Origin of the sequence: Halorubrum coriense DSM 10284, from assembly GCF_000337035.1 — an archaeon.
Taxonomy (GTDB): domain Archaea; phylum Halobacteriota; class Halobacteria; order Halobacteriales; family Haloferacaceae; genus Halorubrum; species Halorubrum coriense.
Map to the genome: position 1 here is coordinate 18,714 of NZ_AOJL01000051.1, position 24,029 is coordinate 42,742.

Annotated in this window: 21 protein-coding genes and 1 pseudogene (1 of these 22 only partly in view); 18 read left to right on the forward strand and 4 right to left on the reverse strand. The window is 69.7% G+C overall.

Annotation, left to right across the window (positions count from 1 at the left end):
- Positions 1–37 (reverse strand): annotated as a pseudogene (locus C464_RS12285) (TIGR01177 family methyltransferase); it reaches 1,088 nt to the left of the window's first position.
- A gap of 57 nt (positions 38–94) precedes the next feature.
- On the opposite strand from C464_RS12285, the gene C464_RS12290 reads away from it, so the two are divergent.
- Complete coding sequence (locus tag C464_RS12290) at positions 95–655, forward strand: TATA-box-binding protein (protein ID WP_006114032.1); 561 nt, start codon at positions 95–97, stop codon at positions 653–655.
- 78 nt (positions 656–733) lie between these two features.
- A complete protein-coding gene (locus C464_RS12295) occupies positions 734–1,093 on the forward strand; it encodes a DUF7473 family protein (RefSeq protein WP_006114033.1) in 360 nt (119 codons plus the stop codon).
- 30 nt (positions 1,094–1,123) lie between these two features.
- Here C464_RS12295 and C464_RS12300 read toward each other — a convergent pair whose 3' ends face one another.
- On the reverse strand, positions 1,124–3,334 hold the full coding sequence (locus C464_RS12300) for an ATP-dependent DNA helicase (protein WP_006114034.1): 2,211 nt from the start codon (positions 3,332–3,334) through the stop codon (positions 1,124–1,126).
- 184 nt (positions 3,335–3,518) lie between these two features.
- On the opposite strand from C464_RS12300, the gene C464_RS12305 reads away from it, so the two are divergent.
- From C464_RS12305 to argF, 15 genes are all read left to right on the forward strand, one after another.
- Positions 3,519–3,989: a hypothetical protein gene (locus C464_RS12305; protein ID WP_006114035.1), complete on the forward strand. Its 471-nt coding sequence runs from the start codon at positions 3,519–3,521 to the stop codon at positions 3,987–3,989.
- Positions 3,990–4,060: 71 nt separating this feature from the next.
- The gene (locus C464_RS12310; RefSeq protein WP_006114036.1) at positions 4,061–4,561 is read left to right on the forward strand and encodes a hypothetical protein; all 501 of its coding nucleotides are present in this window, start codon (positions 4,061–4,063) and stop codon (positions 4,559–4,561) included.
- A 182-nt stretch (positions 4,562–4,743) separates the two neighbouring features.
- Entirely contained in the window at positions 4,744–5,775 is a 1,032-nt protein-coding gene (radA, locus tag C464_RS12315) for a DNA repair and recombination protein RadA (protein ID WP_006114037.1), read from the forward strand.
- 496 nt (positions 5,776–6,271) lie between these two features.
- The gene (locus tag C464_RS12320) at positions 6,272–7,954 is read left to right on the forward strand and encodes an ammonium transporter (protein WP_006114038.1); all 1,683 of its coding nucleotides are present in this window, start codon (positions 6,272–6,274) and stop codon (positions 7,952–7,954) included.
- 111 nt (positions 7,955–8,065) lie between these two features.
- The gene (gene hemL / locus C464_RS12325) at positions 8,066–9,403 is read left to right on the forward strand and encodes a glutamate-1-semialdehyde 2,1-aminomutase (protein ID WP_006114039.1); all 1,338 of its coding nucleotides are present in this window, start codon (positions 8,066–8,068) and stop codon (positions 9,401–9,403) included.
- A 354-nt stretch (positions 9,404–9,757) separates the two neighbouring features.
- Complete coding sequence (locus tag C464_RS12330; RefSeq protein WP_006114040.1) at positions 9,758–10,999, forward strand: argininosuccinate synthase; 1,242 nt, start codon at positions 9,758–9,760, stop codon at positions 10,997–10,999.
- Positions 11,000–12,541, forward strand: a complete 1,542-nt coding sequence (gene argH / locus C464_RS12335) for an argininosuccinate lyase (RefSeq protein WP_006114041.1) — start codon at positions 11,000–11,002, stop codon at positions 12,539–12,541.
- Positions 12,538–12,702, forward strand: a complete 165-nt coding sequence (locus C464_RS18970; RefSeq protein WP_161781680.1) for a hypothetical protein — start codon at positions 12,538–12,540, stop codon at positions 12,700–12,702. Before argH ends, C464_RS18970 begins: the two co-directional genes overlap by 4 nt.
- Positions 12,703–12,834: 132 nt before the next feature.
- Positions 12,835–13,023: a lysine biosynthesis protein LysW gene (gene lysW, locus C464_RS12340; protein ID WP_006114043.1), complete on the forward strand. Its 189-nt coding sequence runs from the start codon at positions 12,835–12,837 to the stop codon at positions 13,021–13,023.
- Positions 13,024–13,102: 79 nt separating this feature from the next.
- The gene (lysX, locus tag C464_RS12345) at positions 13,103–14,017 is read left to right on the forward strand and encodes a lysine biosynthesis protein LysX (protein ID WP_006114044.1); all 915 of its coding nucleotides are present in this window, start codon (positions 13,103–13,105) and stop codon (positions 14,015–14,017) included.
- Positions 14,014–15,084, forward strand: a complete 1,071-nt coding sequence (gene argC, locus C464_RS12350; protein ID WP_006114046.1) for an N-acetyl-gamma-glutamyl-phosphate reductase — start codon at positions 14,014–14,016, stop codon at positions 15,082–15,084. The genes lysX and argC overlap by 4 nt, the downstream gene beginning before the upstream one ends.
- A complete protein-coding gene (locus C464_RS12355; protein WP_006114047.1) occupies positions 15,081–16,028 on the forward strand; it encodes an acetylglutamate/acetylaminoadipate kinase in 948 nt (315 codons plus the stop codon). Before argC ends, C464_RS12355 begins: the two co-directional genes overlap by 4 nt.
- Entirely contained in the window at positions 16,025–17,152 is a 1,128-nt protein-coding gene (locus C464_RS12360) for an aspartate aminotransferase family protein (RefSeq protein ID WP_006114049.1), read from the forward strand. Before C464_RS12355 ends, C464_RS12360 begins: the two co-directional genes overlap by 4 nt.
- Positions 17,152–18,330 carry a [LysW]-lysine hydrolase gene (locus C464_RS12365; protein ID WP_006114050.1) on the forward strand — a complete coding sequence of 393 codons (1,179 nt, stop codon included), beginning with the start codon at positions 17,152–17,154 and terminating at the stop codon, positions 18,328–18,330. The genes C464_RS12360 and C464_RS12365 overlap by 1 nt, the downstream gene beginning before the upstream one ends.
- A gap of 59 nt (positions 18,331–18,389) precedes the next feature.
- Entirely contained in the window at positions 18,390–19,289 is a 900-nt protein-coding gene (gene argF / locus C464_RS12370; protein WP_006114052.1) for an ornithine carbamoyltransferase, read from the forward strand.
- A gap of 88 nt (positions 19,290–19,377) precedes the next feature.
- Here argF and C464_RS12375 read toward each other — a convergent pair whose 3' ends face one another.
- Both C464_RS12375 and C464_RS12380 read right to left on the reverse strand, forming a co-directional pair.
- Positions 19,378–20,286, reverse strand: a complete 909-nt coding sequence (locus C464_RS12375) for an EamA family transporter (protein ID WP_080510438.1) — start codon at positions 20,284–20,286, stop codon at positions 19,378–19,380.
- A 200-nt stretch (positions 20,287–20,486) separates the two neighbouring features.
- The gene (locus C464_RS12380) at positions 20,487–21,659 is read right to left on the reverse strand and encodes a twin-arginine translocase subunit TatC (protein WP_006114054.1); all 1,173 of its coding nucleotides are present in this window, start codon (positions 21,657–21,659) and stop codon (positions 20,487–20,489) included.
- Between the two features lie 157 nt (positions 21,660–21,816).
- Between C464_RS12380 and tatC the strand changes: the two genes are divergently transcribed.
- Positions 21,817–24,015 (forward strand): twin-arginine translocase subunit TatC, encoded by a 2,199-nt coding sequence (gene tatC, locus C464_RS12385; RefSeq protein ID WP_006114055.1) that lies wholly within the window; start codon positions 21,817–21,819, stop codon positions 24,013–24,015.
- Positions 24,016–24,029: the final 14 nt, after the last annotated feature.

Genomic DNA, 24,029 nt, shown 5'->3' on the forward strand with positions numbered 1-24,029 from the left:
GCTCAGAGATGTGTATAAGAGACAGCGGCGAGGGCAATAGCGTGGCGGTTCCGACCAGCCACCTTTTTATGTCGTTCGGGCGAGAACGTATGTAATGAGGGCCGACCCGAAGGAGACGATCACCGTAGAGAACGTCGTCGCCTCGACGGGGATCGGACAGGAGCTCGATCTCCAGAGCGTCGCGATGGACCTCGAGGGGGCCGACTACGACCCCGAGCAGTTCCCCGGACTCGTCTACCGGACCACGGACCCGAAGTCGGCCGCGCTGATCTTCCGCTCCGGGAAGATCGTCTGTACCGGCGCGAACTCGATCGACGCGGTCTACGAGAGCCTCGACATCGTGTTCGAGGAGCTCCGCGCGCTCCAGATCCCGATCGAAGACCCCGAGGTCACGGTCCAGAACATCGTCACGTCGGCCGACCTCGGCGAGAGTCTGAACCTGAACGCCATCGCGATCGGGCTCGGCTTGGAACACATCGAGTACGAGCCGGAGCAGTTCCCCGGGCTCGTCTACCGGCTCGACGAGCCGGACGTCGTCGCGCTCCTGTTCGGCAGCGGCAAGGTCGTCGTCACCGGCGGGACCAGCCCCGAGGACGCGGCGGCCGCCGTCGACGTGATCGTCGAGGAACTGGACGGGCTCGGACTGCTGGAGTGACGCGGCGGCGGCCGGGCGTCCCGGTCGGGATTCGGCGCGTTCCGCGGTCACTTTTACCCCTCGGCCCGTAGGCCCGCCATGCTCTTACAGACGGTGACGCCGGTCTCCGTGCTCGGGACGACCGTCCTGTTGGCGCTGTTCCTCTCCGTGACCGCCCACATCGCGGCCCGGAACGTCCTCGGCGACGTCGACCCGCGGCGCGCCCTCTACATCGGCCCGCTGCCCGCGGTGATCAGCGTCGTCGGGAACGCGCTCGAACTCCCCGCGGGGCTCATCCTCCTCGCGGCGCTCCTCGTCGACGGAACGATGTTCTGGTGGAGCTACGAGCGGTCGCGCCGGGCCGTCGCCGCGATGACGCTGATCCACGCGGTGGTCACGACGCTGCTCGCCGGAGTCCTGATCCTGATCTCGATCCTGCTCGCGTCGATGCCGGGGTGAGCGACCGAGAGCGGCGGAATCCCGCCCGCGTCACGGCGACGGCGGGGGCCCGTCGTACGCGTCGTGGTCCTGATAGAAGTTCAGGGTCGCGAACTTCAGCTTCGCGGGGTCGACGTCAAGCAGCTCCTCGCGCTCTTCCGGCGGGAACGCGGACCGGACCGAGTACTTCCCCATGTCGGCGGTCGTGTAGCGCCGGTCGGCGAGGATCCGGACGCCGTAGTCGTCGGGGCCGCGGATCACGCGACCGAGCGCCTGTCGGGTCTTGCGGATCGTCGGGATCTCGACCGCGTACGTCCACCCCGGGTCGCGGGCGCGGTCGCGGTCGGCGAACGCGCGGTCGTAGGCGTCCTGAACCGCCTCGGTGCGGTCCGAGAGGTGCGGGTACGGGACGCCCACGACGACGACCGTCCGGGCGTCGTCGCCGTCGAAGCTCACGCCCTCGCCGAGCGTGCCCCACAGCGACGTGAACAGCGCCGCGCCGTCGCTGTCGACGAACTCGCTCCGGAGCCGCTCCTCGTCTTTTCCCGGGCCGTCGAGGTGGATCGGACCGATGTCAGCGGCCGCTCCCGCGTCGCCGCCGACGCTTCCCCCGCTCGCTCCCGCGAGCCGGTCGTGGTAGCGCTCGGCCTCCGCGTACGACGGGAAGAAGGCGAGCGTGTTGCCGGGCGTGAACCGGATCGCGTCGCGGAGCAGCGACGCCACCGCCTCTTGGGTCTCCGGGTCGTTACGGTCCGAGGCGAACAACGGCGGGACGTCGGCGGCGAACGTCCGGCGGTTCGACTCGGGGTAGCCCATCCCGTAGGCCATCGAGGCGACATCTTCGAGCCCCAACACGTCCTCGGTCACGTCGAACGGGCGCAGCGTCGCGCTCATCAGGACCGAGGCGGCCACCTCGTCGAACAGCTCGCTCGTGACGCTCCGGGGGATACAGGTGTACAGCTCCGCCCGGCCGTACACCTCGTCGGTCCCCGCGTCGCGCCGGACGGAGACCACCGGGTACTGGCCGAACTCCGCGCCCTCGTCCATCCACGTCGAGACGAACCGGGCGGCCGCGAGCGTCTGTGATTCCGACCGGGTGGTCGCCTCGCCGTCGCGGTAGCGGCGCTCGTACTCCTCGTCTATCGCCTGCCCGAGCTGGACGGCGAGTTCGGTCTCCGCGTCGATCCCGTTCCCCTCGTAGCTGCGGAGGAACGCCAGCGTGAGGTCGTCGCGGCGGTCGTCGTTGGCGATCGAGACGTCCTCCCAGTTCTCCGTCACGGACTCCGCACCGCCGAAGCCGAGCGCGTCGTCGTACGTCTCGACGAGAGCGTCGCGGAAGGCGCCGAGGACGTTCTCGGCGGGCTCCGCGCGCGAGTCGTCGCTGTCGGCCAGTTCGTCCAAGGCGGCGTCGAGCGTGTTCTCGGTCAGCGTCCGGGTGGCGTGGTCGCGGGCGGCGTCCTCGACGTTGTGCGCCTCGTCGAAGACGGTGATTATCTCGCTCGGGTCGCGGTCGATCCACCGGAAGAACTGCTCGCGGATGTTCGGGTCGAGCAGGTGGTGGTAGTTACAGACGACCAGGTCGACGCCCTCCATCCCCTCCTTCAGCAGCTCGTAGCCGCACAGCGCGCGCTCGTCGGCGTACTCGTACACGTCCTCCGGGGTCCGGACGTCCTCGAAGAGCCACGCGAAGAAGTCGTCGGTGTCGCGGGTGAGGTTGTTGCGGTAGTGTTCGCAGACGTTGGCGGTCTCGTACTCGTCTATCTCCGCCTCCAGCTCGTCGAGTTCGTCCATGACCGCCTCGCGGGCCTCCGCGGCGCTCGCGTCGCCCTCGCGGCTCTCGGCCAGCAGCTCGCGCTGGCGCGACTCAAGCTCGCGGACCTCGCTCTCCGTCTCGACCATCTCGCGGGTGGTGTCGCGGAGGGTCTGACACTCCTGATAGTCGACGTCGATGTGGCACATCGACGACTTCCCCTTGAAGACGACCGCGCGGATCGGCTCCTCGCGGGTTATCGCGCGAGCGTCTTCGACGAACTGCCGCATCTGCTGGTGGACGTTGGTCGTGATGACGACCGTGCGGTCGTGCTCGCGGGCGTGTTCGAGGGCGGGCACGAGCGCGGAGAGGGTCTTCCCCGTCCCCGGCGCGCCCTCGAACAGCACGTCCTGCCCCCGGTCTAACGCGTTGGCGACCCTGTCCATCGCCTCGCGCTGGTTCGGGTAGGGCTCCTCGTACGGGAAGAACCGCAGGTGCGGCGACTCTGACACGGGGTGGAGTTCGGCGTCACCGGGCAAAAGGAGTCGGGTGGCGGGGCGGAAGTGGTTATCCGGCGCGTGCGGCGGTGTCGGCCGGCGAAATTAGTTTCAGCGTTCATATATGTTCTGGGGGAGTGCGCCCGCGACGCACGCTACCGGCATTTATTACCGGTTGTTGAGCGTGTGAGATGTACGCATGGCAACTGAAACCGCGACGACAACTGGCGTATCGATTGAAACCGGTAACTGGAAGGCCGGCGTCGCCGGCGGACTCGGCGGAGCGCTCGTCTTCGGCGCGATGATGTCGGTGCTGACGCCGGGCGTCCTCGAGATGGCGATTCCGGCGATGTACGGCGTCGGCGGTCCCGCCGGGGCCGTCGGTTGGGTGATCCACATGTCTCACGGCGCGGTCATCGGGGTCGTGTTCGCCGGCGTCGCGAACCTGCGGCCGGGACTCGGCGATTCGATCGGATCGAGTCTGGGCGTCGGTGCGGGCTACGGCCTGCTCGTCTGGATCGCGCTCGCGGTGATCGCGATGCCGGTCTGGCTGAGCGCCGTCGGGTTCGCGGGCGCGCCGCCGCTGCCGAACATCGGCGTCGAGAGCCTCGTCGGCCACGTGGTCTACGGTACCGTTCTCGGCGGCGTGTACGCCGCGGTGGCGAACTGACGCCGCGGTGGCGGACTGACCCCGACGCAGCACCCCGGTTTTTAACCCCCGCGGCGATCATCGATGAGAGCATGTTCGACGAGATCCTCGAGAAGTTCGAGGGGTCACCCAGCCAGCAGGCAGTGATCCGGCTGTTCTTGGAGCGCGGCTTCTCCGTCAACGAGGAGGGGCGCGTCGTCTCCGGCGGGATCGAGATCCCGTACACCGGCATCGCGCGCGAACTCGACGTCGACCGGCGCGTCGTGGACTCCACGACCGACGCGATCCTCGCCGACCCGGAGCTGAAGCGCATCTTCACCAACATCTCGTCGATCCCGAGCCTGATGGACCTCGCGCCGGTCTTGGACCTCGCGGTGCTCACCATCGAGGTCGCGGCCGCCGACGAGGCCGGAATCGTCGCCGAAGTGACGGAGATCTTGGCCGACCGCGACGTCTCGATCCGCCAGGTGTTGAGCGAGGACCCCGAGTTCACCGACGACCCGAAGCTGTACGTGATCACCGACGCCGAGCTGTCGGGCGACCTGCTCGTGGAGATCCGCGAGCTGGAGTACGTCCGCCGCGTCGGCTTCTGAGGCACCGACGACCGCACCGACTCGGGTACGCCGACCAGTTTCACCGCGCGGCTGGGCGGGTCGATCCGCCGAACGCTTTTGAGCGGTCACGAGCCACGACCGCGCGGCGGTGCGTCGCGGATTTCACTTTCACTCGGGTGTAAACCAGTCTTTATACTGGATGCCGACGAAACGTCGTGTACATGCCTGAAGACGAACTCGAGGACCTCCCCGGCGTCGGCCCGGCGACCGCGGACAAACTCGTGGACAACGGATTCGAGAGCTACCAGTCGATCGCGGTCGCGAGCCCCGGCGAGATGTCGAACACCGCCGACATCGGGGAGTCGTCTGCAGCGGACATCATCAACGCCGCCCGCGACGCCGCCGACGTCGGCGGCTTCGAGACCGGCGCGACCGTGCTCGAACGCCGCGAGGAGATCGGGAAGCTCTCCTGGCAGATCGACGAGGTCGACGACTTGCTCGGCGGCGGCATCGAGACGCAGTCGATCACGGAGGTGTACGGCGAGTTCGGGTCCGGGAAGTCGCAGGTCACCCACCAGATGGCGGTCAACGTCCAGCTTGAACCGGAGAACGGCGGCCTCGACGGCGGCTGTATCTTCGTCGACTCCGAGGACACGTTCCGCCCGGAGCGGATCGACGACATGGTCCGCGGGCTCGACGACGAGATCCTCGCGGACGAGATGGAGCGCCGCGAGATTGAGGGGACGCCGAGCGACAAGGAGGCGATGGAGGAACTCGTCGAGGCGTTCCTCGACCAGATCCACGTCGCGAAGGCGTTCAACTCCAACCACCAGATCCTGCTCGCCGAGAAGGCGAAGGAGCTGGCCGGCGAACACGAGGAGACGGAGTGGCCGATCCGGATCGTCTGCGTCGACTCGCTCACGGCGCACTTCCGCGCCGAGTACGTCGGTCGGGGCGAACTCGCCGACCGCCAGCAGAAGCTCAACAAACACCTCCACGACCTGATGCGGATCGGCGACCTGTTCAACACCGCTATCCTCGTCACCAATCAGGTCGCGTCGAACCCCGACTCGTACTTCGGTGACCCGACGCAGGCGATCGGCGGCAACATCCTCGGACACGCCTCCACGTTCCGGATGTACCTCCGGAAGTCGAAGGGCGACAAGCGGATCGTCCGCCTCGTCGACGCCCCGAACCTCGCCGACGGCGAGGCCGTGATGCGCGTCCAGAACGAGGGTCTGAAGCCCGAATAAGCGGGTTCTCTCGGGAGCGATCGATCGGTAGCCGGGGCGGCCCGCGACCGACCGATCGAACCCGTCGACGCGTCGTGGATCGGGTTGACGAACGTCAATTTTCGTCGAGAGGCCTTTAGCGTCCGGAATTCGCGGGGGACGAACCGTCCGACGACGAGCCGCGAGACGGCGGGCTGGCAATACTCGCCAGAACCGGCCGCGCACCGCCGCTGAACGGACGAGAGCGGCGGATCGCGGCCGAATGAATAGATAGTTTACACAACAGTTGTCGGCTTCGAGCGCAACGATTGCCGCGAAATACTCGATGAAACGACCTTATATTCCATAGCCACGTCCTTATATCGGACGACCACCGTATTATCAAGCAGATTTCTTCTGAAACTCAACTCGAACGTTTATGTATAGTCGTTCCCGGAAATGGAAACGTGATTCAACACATGAACACGGTCGAAATGCGGTTTGAATCGGACGGGCGTTCAGTAGAGGTGGGAGAGCTGTGACGGGTGGCGTTCTCGCCTCGATCGATCCGAGCGTCCTCGCCGAGGGGATTAACCTGATGTGGGTCGCGGTGGTCTGCTTCCTCATCTTCTTCATGCACGCCGGCTTCGCGATGCTGGAAGCGGGCCAGGTACGCGCGAAGAACGTGGCGAACCAGCTCACCAAGAACCTGCTGACGTGGAGCGTCGGCGTGCTGTTTTACTTCCTGATCGGCTTCGGCGTCGAGGGGCTCTCCGCCGGCGGGGGCTTCTCGGCGGCGTCCGCGCTCGGTGACGGCGGCTGGGTCAACAGCTGGCTGTTCGGTGCCGTCTTCGCGATGACGGCGGCGACGATCGTCTCCGGCGCGGTCGCCGGACGGGCGAAGCTCCGCGCGTACGTGGCGTACACGATGGCCATCTCCGCGGTCATCTACCCGGTCGTCGCGGGGATCACCTGGGGCGGCGGCTTCCTCGGCGGCGCAGGGCTCGGGTTCACCGACTTCGCTGGCGGGATGATCGTCCACGGCATGGGCGGCATCGCGGGGCTCACGGCCGCGTACGTGCTCGGTCCGCGGATGGACCGCTACGCCGAGGACGGCTCCTCGAACGTCATCCCCGGTCACTCGATGACGTTCGCGGTGCTCGGCACGCTGATCCTGGCGTTCGGCTGGTACGGCTTCAACGTCGGCACGACCGCGACCGTCTTCTCGGTCACGGAGTCCGGCGAACTCGCGCTCGGCGGCTACGCCGCGGTCGGTCGCGTCTCGCTCACCACGACGCTGGGCATGGCCGCGGGCGGCGTCGGCGCGGCGCTGGCGTCGGTGGCGCTCTCGAAGAAGGTCGACACGCTGTACGTCGCGAACGGGCTGCTCGCCGGGCTGGTCGGCGTGACCGGCATCGCGAACCTCGCGACGTGGTGGGGCGCTATCGCGGTCGGGCTGGTCTGCGGCCTCCAGCTCCCGATCGTCTTCGAGTTCGTCGCCGACACGATGAAGATCGACGACGTCTGCGCGGTGTTCCCGGTCCACGGCTCGGCCGGGGTCATCGGCGTCCTCGCGCTGCCGTTCGTCAGCATCAACGGCTTCTCCGTCGACCTGCTCGTCTCGCAGGTGATCGGCGTGGTCGTCATCGCGGCGTGGACCGTGGTCGCGACGGCGCTCGTCTTCGGGGCGTTCAAGGCCGCCGGTCAGGCCCGCGTCACCCCCGAACACGAGCGCGACGGGCTCGACGTCAGCGAACACGGCGTCGAGACGTACCCCGAGTTCGGCAAGCCCTCCGTCACCACCGACGGCGGTCGCGTGGCGGGGACGGACGCGAACGAGGGCTCGCCGCGCGCCGACGGCGGCGAGGAGGACGGCGCGGAGATCAAGATGGTCACGGCGGTCGTCCGGCCCGACAAGCTCGGAGCCATCAAGCAGGCGCTCGCGGAGATCAACGCGCCCTCGCTCACCGTGACGAACGTCTCCGGCCGCGGCAGCCAGCCCGCGAAGAAGGGCCAGTGGCGCGGCGAGGAGTTCACCGTCGACCTCCACCAGAAGGTCAAAGTCGACGTGGTCGTCGCCGACATCCCGGCCGACGAGGTCGCGGAGGCCATCGCGGACGCGGCCGAGACCGGCGAACCCGGCGACGGCAAAGTGTTCGTCCTGCCGGTCGAGGACGCGCTTCAGGTCCGCACGGGCGCGACCGGTCCGGAGGCGGTGTAGCGACGCCGCCGGCGGGTCGGCACCGCACGCGAATCGACGAGCGGACTTTTCTCGGGCGGGCATGACGGCGGTTCGGCAACTACTTTCAGCCCGCCGGCCCAACCGTTCTGTATGAACCACGAGCGCTCGCGCGGGCTGTACGACCGCGCGCTGTCGGTCATGCCGGGCGGCGTCAACTCCTCGGTCCGGGCGACGATGCCGCATCCGTTCTTCATCGAGCGCGGCGACGGCGGGCACGTGATCGACGCCGACGGGAACCGGTACGTCGACTGGGTGATGGGATACGGCCCGCTGCTGTACGGCCACGACCTCCCGGACCCCGTCGAGGCCGCGGTTCAGTCGCACGTCGCGGAGGGGCCGATGTACGGCGCGCCGACGGAGATCGAGGTCGAACACGCCGAGTTCGTGGCGCGGCACGTCCCGAGCGTGGAGTCGATCCGGTTCGTCAACTCCGGCACGGAGGCGACCGTCTCGGCGGTGCGGCTGGCCCGCGGCCACACCGACCGCGACAAGATCGTCGTGATGCAGGGCGGCTACCACGGCGCACAGGAGTCGACGCTCGTCGAGGGGTCGCCCGGGGACGCGCACCCGTCGACGGCGGGGATACCCGAGGCGTTCGCCGAGCACACCCTCCCGATCCCGTTCAACGACCCGCAGGCGGCGAAGGAGGTGTTCGCGGAGCACGGCGACGACATCGCGGCCGTGCTCGTCGAGCCGATCCTCGCCAACATGGGGATCGTGATGCCCGTCGACGGCTACCACGAGACCCTGCGGGACCTCTGTGACGACTACGGCTCGCTGCTGATCTTCGACGAGGTTATCACCGGGTTCCGGGTGGGCGGCCTCGGCTGCGCGCAGTCGAAGTTCGGCGTCACGCCCGACGTGACGACGTTCGGGAAGATCGTCGGCGGCGGGTTCCCGGTCGGCGCGATCGGCGGGAAGGCCGAGATAATCGAGGGGTTCACGCCGGCGGGCGAGGTGTTCCAGTCCGGCACCTTCTCCGGGCATCCGGTGACGATGGCCGCCGGCAAGGCCGGGCTGGAGTACGCCGCCGAGAACGACGTGTACGAGCACGTCAACCGCCTCGGCCGGCAGCTCCGGGAGGGGATCGCCGAGATCTGCGCCGAGCGCGCGCCGGAGTACACCGTCGTCGGCACCGACTCGATGTTCAAGACGGTGTTCACCCGCGAGGCACCCGACGACATCGACGCCTGCTGTGCGGGCGGCTGTCGGCAGGACCCGGACTGCGCCCGGTACGACTCGTGTCCGAAGACGGGGGCCGACGTGGCCGCGGCCGCGACCGACCGCTGGGAACGCGTGTTCTGGCAGGAGATGAAAGACCGCGGCGTGTTCCTCACGGCGAACCAGTACGAGTGTCAGTTCGCCTCCTACGCGCACACGGAGGCGGACGTCGAGAAGACGCTCGAAGCGTACCGCGAAGCGCTGTAAGCCGGGCGACCCGCGTCGACCGGGCCGGCCGGCAAACCTTGCGCGCGCCGACCGGTGCGGAACAGTTTTATACCGCAGATCGGTACGTACGGGTGATGACCGCAGCGGCTCGCCGCGACCTCGTCCGAGGCCGACGAGCCCTGCGACCGCGACGAGACGTCCGACCGCCGCGACCGGCTTCCGGCGCGGCGCGACGACAGGCCCGTTCGGGCCAGTAATCTTCATCCCTCGTCGCGTTCGCGCCGTTTCGTTCCGAAGAGTCTCGACTCTCGTCTCCGTGAGCCGCCGCGCCGCCATTTTCTTACAAAACTGAAACCACTGAATTTAAGGGCGTAGACCGGGTGTACTCTGGTAATGACGAGCGTTGCACTCGCGTTCAGCGGAGGACTCGACACCACGGTCTGCGTACCGCTGCTGAAAGAGGAGTACGGCTACGACGAGGTCATCGGCGTGAACGTCGACGTCGGCCAGCCGACGGAGGAGTTCGACGAGGCCGAGGAGACCGCCGAGGCGCTGGGGCTCGACATCCACGTCGTCGACGCGAAAGCCGAGTTCGCGGACCTCTGTTTCGACGCGGTGAAGGCGAACGCCAGCTACCAGGGCTACCCGCTCGGGACCGCCCTCGCGCGCCCGGTCATCGCCGAGGCGATCCTCGGCGTCGCCGAGGAGCAGGGCTGCGACGCCATCGCCCACGGCTGTACGGGCAAGGGGAACGACCAGCTCCGCTTCGAGGCCGTCTGGCGCGGCTCCGACCTCGAAGTGATCGCCCCCGTGCGCGAGCTCGGCCTCACCCGCGAGTGGGAGATCGACTACGCCGCCGAGAAGGACCTGCCCGTCGAGGCCGGCGACGGCGGCGTCTGGTCCATCGACGAGAACATCTGGTCGCGCGCGGTCGAGGGCGGGAAGCTGGAGAACCCGGACTACGAGCCGCCGGAGGACATCTACGAGTGGACCGCCGAGCCGGAGGGCGAGACCACCATCGAGGTGACCTTCGAGGCGGGCGTCCCCGTCGCCGTCGACGGCGAGGCGATGGACCCGGTCCCGCTCATCCAGCACCTCAATGAGTACGCCGGCGGCTACGGCGTCGGCCGCACCGACGTGATGGAGGACCGCATGCTCGGGCTGAAGGTCCGCGAGAACTACGAGCATCCGGCCGCGACCGTCCTGCTGACCGCCCATCAGGCGCTCGAAGACCTCGTCCTCACGAAGAACGAGCGCTCGTTCAAGAAGGGGATCGAACAGGAGTGGTCCGAGAAGGCGTACGAGGGACTCGTGTTCGCGCCCGTCGTCGACGCGCTGAACGCCTTCGTCGACGAGACGCAGGACGTGGTGACCGGCACGGCCACGGTGAAGGTCTCCGGCGGCGACTGCCGCGTCGTCGCCCGCGACTCCGAGTACGCGGTGTACTCGGAGGAGATGGCCTCGTTCAACACCGAGGACGTCGCCGGCATCGCGCAGTCGGACGCGACGGGCGTCGCGAAGTACCACGGGCTCCAAGAGCGCCTCGCCAACGACGTGAAAGCGAGCGTCTCGAAGCCCGAGCTCGCGACGGACGGGGCGGGCGAGACGGACGCGTCCGACGCCGACCACGAGTAGATGGCCGACGACGATCCCGACGCGGCGGCGGACGCCGACTCCGGCGAGGCTGACGACGGCGCGACGAGCCGCGACGCCGGCGGAGGCGACACCGCCATCCGCCGCGACCGCTTCACCGGCGGCCCCGCCCGCGAGTTCCTGTCGAGCCTCGCCGCGGACGCCGCCATCTTCGAGGCGGACCTCGCGGTCGACCGCGCGCACACGGTGATGCTCGCGGAGCAGGGGATCGTCGATAGCGAGGTCGCGGGCGATATCCTCGCCGCGCTCGACGGGGTGGAGGACGCGGGTCACGGCGCGCTCCCGGACGGCGAGGACGTCCACGAGGCGATCGAGACCGCGGTCATCGACCGGGTCGGCCCGGACGGCGGCCGGATGCACACCGCCCGCTCGCGCAACGACGAGGTGGCGACCTGTATCCGGTATCGCCTGCGCGGGGACCTGCTGGACGCCGCCGAGGCGACCGTCGCCGCCCGCGAGGTCCTCGTCGACGTCGCGGGCGAGCACGCGGAGACGGTGATGCCGGGGTACACCCACCTCCAGCCCGCCCAGCCGACGACGGTCGCGCACTACCTGCTGTCGTACGAGGGCGGCCTCGCCCGCGACGCGGAGCGGCTCCTCGGCGCGTACGACCGCGTCAACCGGTCGCCGCTCGGCGCGGCCGCGTTCGCGGGGACGCCGTTCGACGTCGACCGCGACCGGACCGCCGAGCTGCTCGGGTTCGACGGGACGGTCCGCAACTCGATGGACGCCGCCTCGGCGCGCGACTTCCTCGCGGAGTCGGCGAGCGCGCTCGCGACCCTCGCGACGACGCTGTCGGGGCTCGCGGAGGACCTGATCGTATTCTCGAACAAAGGAGTCGTCGAGCTGGCGGACGCGTACGCCTCCACCTCCTCGATCATGCCCCAGAAGAAGAACCCCGACACGCTGGAGCTGACCCGCGGCGTCGCGGGCGACGCGATCGGCGAGGCGACCGGCACGCTGAGCCTCCTCAAGGGGCTGCCGCGGGCGTACAACCGCGACCTCCAGCGCGCCCACGCGAGCGTGTTCGAGATCGCGGGCGACGTGCGGGAGGCGACCGAGGTCGCCGCGGGTGCGGTCGCGACCACCGAGTGGGACGAGGACGCGCTCGCGGCCGCCGCGGGCGAGGGGTTCTCGACGGCCACCGGGGTCGCCGACCTGCTCGCGATGGCGGGGCTCCCGTTCCGGACGGCCCACGAGATCGTCGCGAGCGCCGCGCCCGCGGTCGAGGACGGCGACGACCCCGCGACCGCCGCCGCAAAAGTTGACGAGGCCGCACGCGCCGTGCTCGGCGAGTCCCTCTTCGAACGCGTGTCGCGCGACGAGGTGGAACGCGTCCTCGATCCGGCCGCGAGCGTCGCGAGCCGCGACTCCGCGGGCGGCCCCGCGCCGGCGGCGGTCGCGGAGGATCTGACGGCGGCGACGGCCGGGATCGACGCGGACGCGACGGCGCTCGACGAGCGCCGCGGGGCCCTGACGGCGGCGGCCGAGGCGCTCGACGCGGAGGTGGCGACGTATGAGTGACCGTCGGACCGACCGCGGCGGGCGTCGCGGTCGGACGCCGAACCGGCCGTCGCGACCGAACCGACCGCCGCAGCCCGACCGGCTGCGACGACCGCCGCGGCCGGGGGTCGACCCGCGACCGCCGGTCGCGACCTCGTCTCCGCGAGGAGGCGGACAAGTGACCGAAATCTGACAGTCCGGTTCGTCCGGGCGCTTTCGACCGCTTTCGCACCGATAGCCGGTGCTTTAGTTAGTGTAATTTTTTTGGTAAGTTCGGAACCTTTATGTGTTCGGGCCGCCCAGCATGGAGTACGATGACGAGCGACACCGACACGCTGACCGCGGAGGACCCGATCACGGGCGAGGAGATCGAGATCCCGGCCGACGTCGAGGTCGGCGAGATCATCGACAGTCCGGTCACGGGGACCGAACTGGAGGTCATCTCGCTCGACCCGGTCGTCTTGGACGAAGCGCCCGAGCTCGAGGAGGACTGGGGCGAGTAGATGGCGACGACCGCCACGGCCGCGACACGCGAGTGGTCGACATGCGCGTGATCACCGACCCGAACGGAGGGGAATCGACGTGCGCGTAGGGGTCCTCTACTCGCGGATCCGGAAGGACGAGAAGCTCCTGCTCGGCGAGCTCCGCGAGCGCGGCCACGACGTCGAGAAGATCGACGTGCGCAAGGAGCGGTTCGGCCTGGACTCGACGACCGCCGCCGTCGACGACCTTGACGTCGTCGTCGACCGCTGCCTGTCGACGAGCCGGTCGCTGTACGCGACGCGGTTCCTCGACAGCTACGGCGTTCCCGTCGTGAACGGCCCGGAGACCGGCGACGTCTGCGCCGACAAGGCGAAGAACTCGCTCGCGCTCGCCGAGGCGGACGTGCCGACCCCGGCGACGGAGGTCGCGTTCACGAAGGAGGCCGCTTTGGAGGCTATCGAGTCGTTCGGCTACCCGTGCGTGCTCAAGCCCGTCGTCGGCTCGTGGGGGCGGCTGATGGCGAAGATCGACTCGCGGAACGCCGCCGAAGCGATCTTGGAACACAAGGAGACGCTCGGCCACTACGAGCACAAGGTGTTCTACGTGCAGGAGTTCGTCGACAAGCCCGGCCGCGACGTCCGCGTGCTGGCGGTCGACGGCGACCCGGTCGCGGCGATGACGCGCTCCTCGGAGCACTGGCTCACGAACGCCGCGAAGGGCGGCGAGACGGAGCCGTTCGACCTCGACGAGCGGGCGACCGAACTCGTCGAACGCGCCTCCGAGGCGGTCGGCGGCGGCATGCTCGGCGTCGACCTGATGGAGGTGGGAGTCGAGGCGGACACCGCCGAGACCGGCGGCTCCGGCGAGTACACCGTCCACGAGGTGAACCACACGGTCGAGTTCAAGGCGCTCGACGCGGCCACCGACGTCGACGTCCCCGCGCGGGTCGTCGACTGGCTGGAGGCGAAGGCGGTCGAACTGGCCGACGGAGCCGTCGTGGGGGCCGACGCGTGACCGCCGAGGCCGACGCGGCGACCGCGGACGCCTACACCGCGAGCGTCGTCGGCGGCACCGGGTTCACCGGCGGCGAGCTGCTGCGGCTCCTCGCCGGCCACCCGAACTTCGAGGTCGTCCAGGCGACCTCGCGGTCGGCCGACAACATGACCGTCGGGCGCTCGCACCCGAACCTGCGCGGGCTCGACCTGCGCTTCTCGGACCCCGAGGACCTCGAATCGGTCGACGTGCTGTTCGCGGCGACGCCGCACGGGGTCTCGATGGGGCGCATCGACGAGTTCGCCGAGGCCGCCGACACGGTCGTCGACCTCTCGGCGGACTTCCGGCTCCCCGAGGCCGCGGCGTACGACGAGTGGTACGACGGCCACGAGTCGCCGGAGTACCTGGAGCGCGCGGAGTACGCGCTCCCCGAACTCAACCGCGAGAACCTCCCCGGCGCCGACCTGATCGCGGGCGGCGGCTGTAACGCGACCGCGACGATCCTCGGGCTGAAACCCCTCGTGGACGCCGGCGCGCTCGGTCCCGAGACCGGCGAGGTCGTCGTCGACGTGAAGGTCGGCTCCTCGGAGGGCGGGGCGGGCGGCGGCGCGGCCTCCTCGCACCCGGAGCGCTCTGGCGTCGTGCGCCCGTACGCGCCGACCGGTCACCGCCACGAGGCGGAGATCGAGGCGTACCTCGGGCTCTCCGTCTCCTTCACCGTCCACGCGGTCGACATGGTCCGCGGCGCGAGCGCGACCTGTCACGTCTTCCCCGACGAGCCGATATCGAAGGGGGACCTGTGGGGCGCGTACCGCGACGCCTACGCCGACGAGCCGTTTCAGCGGATCGTCTCGGGCGGGGGCGGCGTCTACCGCTACCCCGAGCCGAAGGCGGTCGCGGGGACGAACCACGGCGAGGTCGGCTTCGAGCTCGACCCCGGCAACCGCCGGGTCGTCGTCTTCTCGGCCATCGACAACATGATGAAAGGCTCCGCCGGGCAGGCGGTCCACGCGGCGAACGTCGCCCTCGGACTGCCCGAGACGGCGGGTCTCGAGTTCGACGGGCTCCACCCGGTGGGTGCGCCATGACGGGGAACGATTCCGAGTCGGGGACCGAGCCGCCGGTGGTCGTCAAGGTCGGCGGCGCGAAGGCGGTCGACCCGGCCGGCGCGGTCGGCGACGTCGCGCACCTCGCGGCCAACGGGCGCGCCGTCGTCGTCGTCCACGGCGGCTCGACGGTCGTCGACGAGACGCTCGGACGGCTCGGCATCGAGCCAGAGTACGTCGAGTCCGCCTCGGGCGTCACCGGGCGGTTCACCGACGCGGAGACGATGGAGGCGTTCTCGATGGCGATGGCCGGCAAGCTCAACACCGAACTGACGGCCCGGTTCCGCTCGGCCGGGGTGGACGCGGTCGGCCTCTCCGGGGTCGACGGCGGCCTCCTCGCCGGGCCGCGCAAGTCGGCGGTCCGCGTCGTTGAGGACGGGAAACGGAAGATCCGGCGCGGCGACCACTCCGGGCGGATCGAGTCGGTGAACGCCGACCTCCTCGCCGGGCTCCTCGCCGACGGCTACACGCCGGTCGTCTCGCCGCCGATGGCGGGCGACGAGGGCGACGGCGAGGTGACGGCGGTCAACGCCGACGCCGACCGCGCGGCCGCGGCGGTCGCGGGCGCGCTCGACGCCGACCTCGTCCTGCTGACCGACGTCTCGGGCGTGTACGCCGACCCGGACGACCCCGAGACGCGGATCGACGCGGCCGCGACGCCAGACGAGCTGGCGGCCGTCGAGGACGCCGCCGAGGGGTTCATGGGGAAGAAGGTGATGGCCGCGAGAGAGGCGTTGTCGGGCGGATCCGACCGCGCCGTGATCGCGGACGCCAACGTCCGCGACCCGGTCGTCGCCGCGCTCGGCGGCGAGGGAACGACGATCGAACGGTCGGCGCTCGGGGGCGACGGAGCGGCGGACGGCGGCGCTAAAGAGGCGGACGGCGACGGTGCGGACGCCGAGGCCGAAGGAGGTGAGACCGTGTGAGCGGCTTCGTCTTCTCCGAGAAGCCGATCGAGATCGCCTCGGGCGACGGGGTGTACCTCACGGACACGAACGGCACGGAGTACCTCGACTTCGGGGCCAGCTACGCCTGTACGCCGGTCGGCCACTGTCACCCGGAGGTCGTCGACGCGGCGACGAGCCAGCTGGAGGAGCTCATGTACGTCCAGGCGTCGTACCCGCACGCGGCGCGGACGGCGCTGTACGAGCGGTTGGCCGACACCGCGCCGGTCGACGTCGACAACGTCTGGCTCTGTAACTCCGGGACCGAGGCGAACGAGGCCGCGCTGAAGTTCGCCCGGCACGCGACCGGTCGCGAGAAGATCGTCGCGACCACGCAGGGGTTCCACGGTCGGACGATGGGGACGCTCGCGACGACGTGGAAGGACAAGTATAAGCAGGGGTTCGGCCCGCTCGCGGGCGGCGTGGAGTTCGTCGAGTACGGCGACGCCGAGGCGATGCGCGAGGCCGTCGACGAGGACACCGCCGCGGTGATCTTAGAGCCCCTCCAGGGCGAGGGCGGGATCAACCCCGTCTCGACCGAGTACCTCCAGGCGGTCCGCGTCGCGACCGCCACGTCCGGCGCGGCGATGATCTTAGACGAGATCCAGACCGGGCTCGGTCGCACCGGAGAGCTGTGGGCCGCCGACCGCCATCACGTGGTCCCGGACGTCCTCACGACCGCGAAGGGGCTCGGCAGCGGGCTCCCGATCGGCGCGACGCTGTGTCGCGACTGGATCGCCGAGGACGGCGGCGACCACGGCTCGACGTTCTCCGGCGGGCCCGTGGTGTCGGCCGCGGCGGGGGCCACGCTCGACGTGATCGAGCGCGAGGACCTGCCCGCGCACGCCGAGGAGATCGGGAGCTACCTCCGCGGCGAGCTCCGCGACCGCCTCGGCGACGACGTGCGCGACGTGCGCGGCGACGGGCTGATGGTCGGGATCGAGGTGCGCCGCGGGTCGAACCGGCTGCTGCGCGACCTCGCCATCGACCACCGGATCCTCGCGCTGCCGGCGGGGCGGACCGTGCTGCGCCTGCTGCCGCCGCTGACGATCGAACGCGAGCACGCCGACGCCGTCGTCGACGCGATAGCCGAGGTGGTCGGCTGATGGCGACCGGACAGGAGCGGGATCGGGAGGGAGTCGAGGCGTCCGACGCCGCGGCCGGCGGCACCGACGTCGTCGCCGGGGGCGGCTACCCCGCGGCCTGCGACACGCCCGCCCGGAAGCTGCTGTACGACATGGTCTCGATCCCCTCGCCGTCGCGCGACGAGGAGCGGGCGGCCGAGCGCCTCGTCGACTTCTTTGAGGCGAACGGCCGAGAGGCGTGGATCGACGAAGTCGGGAACGTCCGCGCCCCGGCGAACGACGCCGTCCTGCTCACCTCGCACGTCGACACCGTCCCCGGCGACATCCCGGTCGAGGTGCGGCCCGCGCCGCCCGAGGGCGAGCTGCCGGAGCCATCGGACGCCCGCGTCGGCGAGCCCGGTGACCCCGTGCTGTGGGGCCGCGGGGCGGTCGACGCGACCGGGCCGCTCGTCTCGATGGCGGTCGCGGCGGTGAAGACCGGCGTCTCCTTCGCGGGCGTCGTCCGCGAGGAGGTCGACTCCGGCGGCGCGCGCCACCTCATCGGCGACCGCGACGCGCCCGACGCGGTGGTCAACGGCGAGCCGTCGGGCTGGCAGGGGATCACCCTCGGCTACCGCGGCCTGCTGGAGGGGACGTACGTGAACACCAGCGAGTCGGGGCACTCCTCGCGGCCGGAGCCGAACGCGATCCAGCACGCGATCGACTGGTGGCACGGCGTCGAGGCGGCGTTCACGCCGGACGACGCGGAGACCGCCGTCTTCGACCAGGTGACGACCAAGCCCATCTCGGTCGACGGCGGCCTGAGCGACGACGGCCTCGCCGTGGAGACGACGATGGACGTCCAGCTGCGGATCCCGCCGTCGCGACCGGTCGACGAGATCCACGAGCTCGCGGAGGCGGAGCTGTCGACGGGCACGGTCCACTGGGGCGAGCCGATGCCGCCCGTGATGGAGAGTCCGCGGACCGACCTCGCGCGGGCGTTCCGCGTCGCGATCCGGAGCGCGGGCGGCGACGTGCGCCTGCTCCGGAAGACCGGCACGAGCGACATGAACCTCTTCGCGGCCGCGTGGGACTGCCCGATGGTCACCTACGGGCCGGGGAACTCCGACCTCGACCACGCCCCCGACGAGCGGCTCCCGCTCCCGGACCTCGACCGCGCGGTGCGCGTGCTGACCGACGTCTGCCGCGAGCGACTCTGACCCGCCGCACTCCCCCGAGACCGACCGTTTTCGAACGACACCACACCACCACTCTCACGATGCCACTCGCCACCAACGACTTCCTCGACATCGACGACGTGACGCCCGCCGAACTGGACGCCTTACTCGACCGCGCCGCCGTCATGAAGGCGGGCGAGGCGGAGCCCCGACTCGGGGACGCGACGCTCGGGATGATCTTCGAGAAGCCCTCGACGCGCACCCGGGTCTCCTTCGAGACGGGGATGACGCGGCTGGGCGGCCACGCGATGTTCCTCGGCCCCGACGACATCCAACTGGGGCACGGCGAGCCGCTGAAGGACACGGCGCGGGTCCTCGGCCGGTACGTCGACGGCGTGATGGCCCGGCTCTTCGACCACGCGGACGTGGAGGTCCTCGCCGAGTACGCCGACTGCCCCGTGATCAACGGGCTCACCGACGAGGCGCACCCCTGCCAGACGCTCGCCGACCTCCTCACGATTCGGGAGACGGTCGGCGAGGAGGCCACGGTCGCGTGGGTCGGCGACGGCAACAACGTCGGGCAGTCGTTCGTCGTCGGCGCGGCGATGGCCGGCGTCGACGTCGAGGTCGCCACGCCCGCCGACTACGGGATGGACCCCGACGTGTTCGATCGCGCCGCCGAGTTCGGCGCGGACGTGGCACCGACGACGGACCCGGAGACCGCCGTCGACGGCGCCGACGTCGTCTACACCGACGTGTGGATCTCGATGGGGCAGGAGGACGAGCGCGACGAGAAGCTCGCCGCCTTCGACGGGTTCCAGGTGAACGCCGACCTGCTCGCCGGCACCGACGCGAAGGTGATGCACTGCCTGCCTGCGCACCGCGGCGAGGAGGTCACGGACGACGTGCTCGAGTCCGACCGGGCCTTGGTCTGGGACCAGGCGGAGAACCGGATGCACGCGCAGAACGCGCTGCTCGTCGAACTGCTCGGCGGGGAGTGAGACGAAAACGGCGGTCGGCCGGGCCCCGATCGCGACCAAGAGATCGGTCGCGGCGCGATCGTGGACGCCCGAAACTCGGCACGGACGCTTACCCGGAGAGCGTGACGAGCGACGCACCCACTACCACGACGAACGCGGCTACAACCAGCGGCCACGTGACTCGCTCGAGGTGGTTAGGGAGGAATAGGGCCGACAGGGCGATAACGATCAGCGGTGCGGTGTGCGTGATCGGGACCACGATCACCACCGGGGCGGACGCGAGGGCGCCGAAGTACGCGAGCAGTCCGACCGTGCTCGCTACCCCCGCACCGACATACCACCGCGCGTGCGGGTTCCTGATGAGCGTGGGAAAAGGGATGCCGCGAAGGCGACGGTATCCCGTGTAACCGGCGAACGCCGTGGTCATCATGACCGCGAGCCCGGCGAGGATCGGCGTTCCAGCGTCGAGCCCGATCCGGACGAGGATCGGTTCGATACCGGTGAACCCCGCGGCGGCGACCGGGAACAGCAGCGACACGCCGACGCTCCGCGGCGAGGCGGTCGACCGGGAGTCGGCAGCGGTCACCCACGAGATAACGGCGATCCCCGCGACGATGAGCGCGATCCCGACGACGTGAGGCGGCGTGAGCGATTCGCTGAAAAGCAGCACGGCCAAGACGGCGGCGACCAGCGTCGAGGCCGAGAGTATCGGCGTCGTTCGGCTCGCGCCGATCGTCTCGATCCCGGCGAACAGACAGAGGCGCCCGAGGACGAGGCCGGTGACCCCCGCCGCGGCGAACGCCGCGACGGCGACCGGCGACAGGCCGTACGCCGGATGGTGGCGGACGACGGCCACCGGAACGACGAGCAGGAAGTTGACACCCATCATAACGACGACGGCGTCACCGACATCACCGCCGTCGGTGGCCACCCGAATCAGGAGGTTTTGGACGGCCAAGAGGACGGCGGCAAGTACCGCGAGGGTGAATCCGACCGAGGAGGCGAATTCGAATACCACTATCGAAATATTTTCTCGCCTCGCCTACGCATTTTCTCGTGTAAACGGCCAAACTCCCGATCAAACAGATACGGCGTTACATTTCTTCTGATCATCATGCCGTTAGAAACCGTTCAGAAGAATATAAAATATTGACGACATATGATAACACATAACATATCTCATGGCGACGGAGAGAACGTTCGAACGCGGAGGAGCGCCTAGTTGCCGGTCCAGCGCAGTATCGCGAGCGTCCCCTCGAAGAGGGCGATCATCGTGAGCGTCACGATGATCGGGGCCATCCCCGTCGGGTCGGGGCTGAACAGGAAGGCGATCCCGAGGAACGACCCCCAGAAGATCAGCCGCTTCGCCTCCAGCCACTGCCGCGTGACGAGGTTCATCATGATCGCGAGCATGATGAACAACGGGATCTGGAAGACGATCGCCATGAACGACAGCATGATGACGATCAGGTTGAACGTCTCCGCGAGCCCGAAGGCGATGGTCGCGGCGTCGGAGGTGTAGGTGGTGAAATACGAGAAGATGGCGGGCAACACGAGGAAGTGCGCGAACGCGATGCCGATCCCGCCGAGGATCAGGCTGGTCGGCACCGCCGCGAGGTAGTACCGACGCTCGGTCTGGTAGAGGCCCGGGCGCATGAACCGATACGTCTCGTAGACGAACGCCGGGAGCCCGACCACGACGCCCGCGAGCCCGGCGACCTTCAGCCGGGTGAGCGGCAGTTCGAGGGGCCCGTACAGCCGCGGACGGTTCTCCAGCGGCGCGGGGATGTGGTAGCTCCAGAAGTAGTTGATGAGCTCCGTCGACTCGGTGACGACGACGAGCGTCGCCAGCCCGCCGATGAGGAAGACGACCGCCAGCCGGCGCATCATCTCCTCGATGTGTGCGGCGAGCGGCATCTCCTCGTCCGTCTCCGGCCCCTCGATGCCCTCGAACGGCTCGTCGTCGACCGCCGTCGCGGCGTCGGCGGTCGGCGTCTCCGCGGCCGTCGTCGGCGTGCCGCCGTCGCCGGCGGTCTCGGTGTCGTATCTCAGCGACGCGGCCGTGGCGTCGTCTGCGCCGGCGGCGGCGGCCGCCTCGTCGCTTCCCGGGGTGTCGGCGTCGGTCGCGTCGCTTTCCTCGGCGGCGGCGCGCGCGGCGTCCGGTTCGGCCGCGGCGTCGTCCGGCTCGGGACCGTCGTCGGGAGCGGAATCGGGCGCGGCCGGGTCGTCGGACGCGTCCCCGTCGGCCTCGGAATCGCCGGTCTCGGGGGCTCCGTCGTCTGACGCGGCGGTCTCGGACCCTTCGTCGACGGCACCGTCGGTGTCGGCCTCGCCGGCCGACCCGTCGGCGGCTACCGAGTCGTCGTCGCGCGACCGGTCCGAGTCGTCCATTCAGTTGCTGTACGCGACCGGGCGGTTATCAACCTTTTCGGATAGCGCCGCCGCGCGGCGGCGCTCCGCCCCGCTCGCCGGACCGACCGGCGGGCGCGGCGCGCGCGATCGCCCGCGGTCGAAAAGGTTGATAACGGCGACGGCCCTCGCCCTCCGTATGGCGAGCGCCCTCAACGAAGACACCCAGCAGTCGATCGCGGAGGGCCGCGAGACGGCGAAGGCGTTCCTTCGGTCGGTTCAGAAGGACCTCCAGAAGGTGTTCGTCGTCTTCCTCATCGGCTTCCTCGCGACGTTCTGGGCGCTCCGAACGTACGTCTGGGACCGGCTCCGGGAGGTGACCGAGTCCAACATGAGCGCGGCGGTCGCCGCGGAGTCGGACATCATCGCGACGACGCCGTTCGAGGTGATCCTCCTCCAAGCGAAGATCGGGCTGATAGTGGGCGCGATCACCGCGGTCCCGCCGCTGATCTACGTCACCCGCGACGAGCTGCGTCGTCGGGGCATGTGGCCGCAGTCCCCGGTCGCGCGCTGGAAGCTCGCGCTCCTCGGACTACTCGCGGCCGGGCTCTTCGCGGCGGGCGTCTCCTACGGCGTCTTCGCCTTCTTCCCGCTGATGTTCGGCTTCCTCGCCGAGTTCGGCCTCGAGGCCGACATCCAGCCGACGTACGGGATCGTGATGTGGACGGAGTTCATCGTCTTCCTCTCGCTGTCGTTCGGCCTCGCCGGACAGATGCCGATGATCATCACCGGCCTCTCGTACGCCGAGATCGTCCCGTACGAGACGTTCCGCGACAAGTGGCGCTACGCGGTCGTCGCCATCTTCGTCTTCGGGGCCGTCTTCTCGCCGCCGGACCCGTTCACCCAACTGCTGTGGGCGTTCCCGCTGGTCGCGCTGTACGGCTTCAGCCTCTACCTCGCGAAGCTCGTCGTCACGGCAAAGCGGAGCTCCGACCGGATCGACGTGCTCGGCGCGGTCCGGAACCACTGGAACGTCGTCGGGGGCGCCGTCGTCCTCGGTGGCGGGCTCGTGTACGCCTTCTACGAGTACGGCGGCCGGACCGCGGTCAACGACCTCCTCCGGCTCGCGGGCAGCACCCGGCGCTTCCTCGAACCGGGGGCCGGCCTCGGCGTCGACCCGACGACCGCGCTCGGCGTCTACGCCGCCCTGTGGGCGCTCGCGTTCGTCGCCGTCGCGACGCTGTGGGCGGTGTACACCGACCTCGACACCACGAGCGCGGGCTACCAGTACGGCGACCCGACCGCCATCGACGTGAGCGAACTCGACGCGGCGGGCGTGCGGGCGGCCCCCGCAGACGCGTTCGCCGAGATGGAGGAAGAGGAGTCGCTCGCGCTGGCGCAGGCCGCGATGGACGACGACGACCCGGAGAAGGCGCAGGCGATCCTCGACCGCTTCGACGGGGCGACCGACGAGAGCGACGGTGACGCCGACGGCGCGGGCGACGAGGGCGACGCCGACGACGGCGGGCTCGTCGAGAACGTCCAGAACCGGGGCTCGCGGGCGGGGTCGACGTTCCTCGCGGAACTCACCGACGGCGACGAGGAGGAGGCCGAAGACGACATCGGCGGCTACTACAAGGACCTCAAGTTCATCTTCGACTCGCTGCGCTCGCGGTCGTTCCGGATCGTCGCCGTCTTCGGGGCCGTGATGGCGGCCGCGTTCACGTGGCTGTACCTCGGCGGACTCGGCACCGTCCGCGGCGACCTCGAGCGGCGCGTGCCCGCGGAGGTCGAGGGCGGGATCAACATCATCACGCTCCACCCGGTCGAGGCGCTGATCTTCATGGTGAAGTTCTCCGTGATGCTCGGGATCTTCGCCGCGTTCCCCGTCGCCCTCTACTACGCGTGGCCCGCGCTCCGCGAGCGCGGCTTCGTCGCCGGACGGCTCTATCAGGTGTACCTGTGGACGGGCGCGCTCGGAGCCGGCATGATCGGCGGCTTCGCGCTCGGCTACGCGTACATCGCCCCCGGCCTCATCGGGTGGCTCGTCACCGACGCGCGCCTCGCGGACATGATCATCACCTATCAGGTGAGCGACTTCCTCTGGCTCGTCATCTACACGACGATCGGGATCGGCTTCCTCGCGGACATCCCCATCGCGATGGTCCTGTTGAACAACGCGGGCGTCCCGTACCGCGTGTTCCGCAACCGCTGGCGCGAGGTGACGATCGGGATCCTGCTCGCCGCGGCCGTGTTCACCCCCGCGGACGTGATCACCATGTTCCTCGCGACGATCCCGCTGATGCTGGCGTACGGGATTGGCGTCGGCGTCCTCTTCCTCGTCACCTTCGGGGGCCGGCGGGACCTCTCGCCGCCGGCGGAGTTCGTCGGGGAGTGAGCCGCCCGCGTTCG

Excerpts from the sequence above, each read along its gene's own strand:
- C464_RS12290 (WP_006114032.1), top strand. The coding sequence starts at position 95 with ATGAGGGCCGACCCGAAGGAGACGATCACCGTAGAGAACGTCGTCGCC.
- C464_RS12295 (WP_006114033.1), top strand. The coding sequence starts at position 734 with ATGCTCTTACAGACGGTGACGCCGGTCTCCGTGCTCGGGACGACCGTC.
- C464_RS12305 (WP_006114035.1), top strand. The coding sequence starts at position 3,519 with ATGGCAACTGAAACCGCGACGACAACTGGCGTATCGATTGAAACCGGT.
- C464_RS12310 (WP_006114036.1), top strand. The coding sequence starts at position 4,061 with ATGTTCGACGAGATCCTCGAGAAGTTCGAGGGGTCACCCAGCCAGCAG.
- radA (WP_006114037.1), top strand. The coding sequence starts at position 4,744 with ATGCCTGAAGACGAACTCGAGGACCTCCCCGGCGTCGGCCCGGCGACC.
- hemL (WP_006114039.1), top strand. The coding sequence starts at position 8,066 with ATGAACCACGAGCGCTCGCGCGGGCTGTACGACCGCGCGCTGTCGGTC.
- C464_RS12330 (WP_006114040.1), top strand. The coding sequence starts at position 9,758 with ATGACGAGCGTTGCACTCGCGTTCAGCGGAGGACTCGACACCACGGTC.
- argH (WP_006114041.1), top strand. The coding sequence starts at position 11,000 with ATGGCCGACGACGATCCCGACGCGGCGGCGGACGCCGACTCCGGCGAG.
- lysW (WP_006114043.1), top strand. The coding sequence starts at position 12,835 with ATGACGAGCGACACCGACACGCTGACCGCGGAGGACCCGATCACGGGC.
- C464_RS12355 (WP_006114047.1), top strand. The coding sequence starts at position 15,081 with ATGACGGGGAACGATTCCGAGTCGGGGACCGAGCCGCCGGTGGTCGTC.
- C464_RS12365 (WP_006114050.1), top strand. The coding sequence starts at position 17,152 with ATGGCGACCGGACAGGAGCGGGATCGGGAGGGAGTCGAGGCGTCCGAC.
- argF (WP_006114052.1), top strand. The coding sequence starts at position 18,390 with ATGCCACTCGCCACCAACGACTTCCTCGACATCGACGACGTGACGCCC.
- C464_RS12380 (WP_006114054.1), bottom strand. The coding sequence starts at position 21,659 with ATGGACGACTCGGACCGGTCGCGCGACGACGACTCGGTAGCCGCCGAC.
- tatC (WP_006114055.1), top strand. The coding sequence starts at position 21,817 with ATGGCGAGCGCCCTCAACGAAGACACCCAGCAGTCGATCGCGGAGGGC.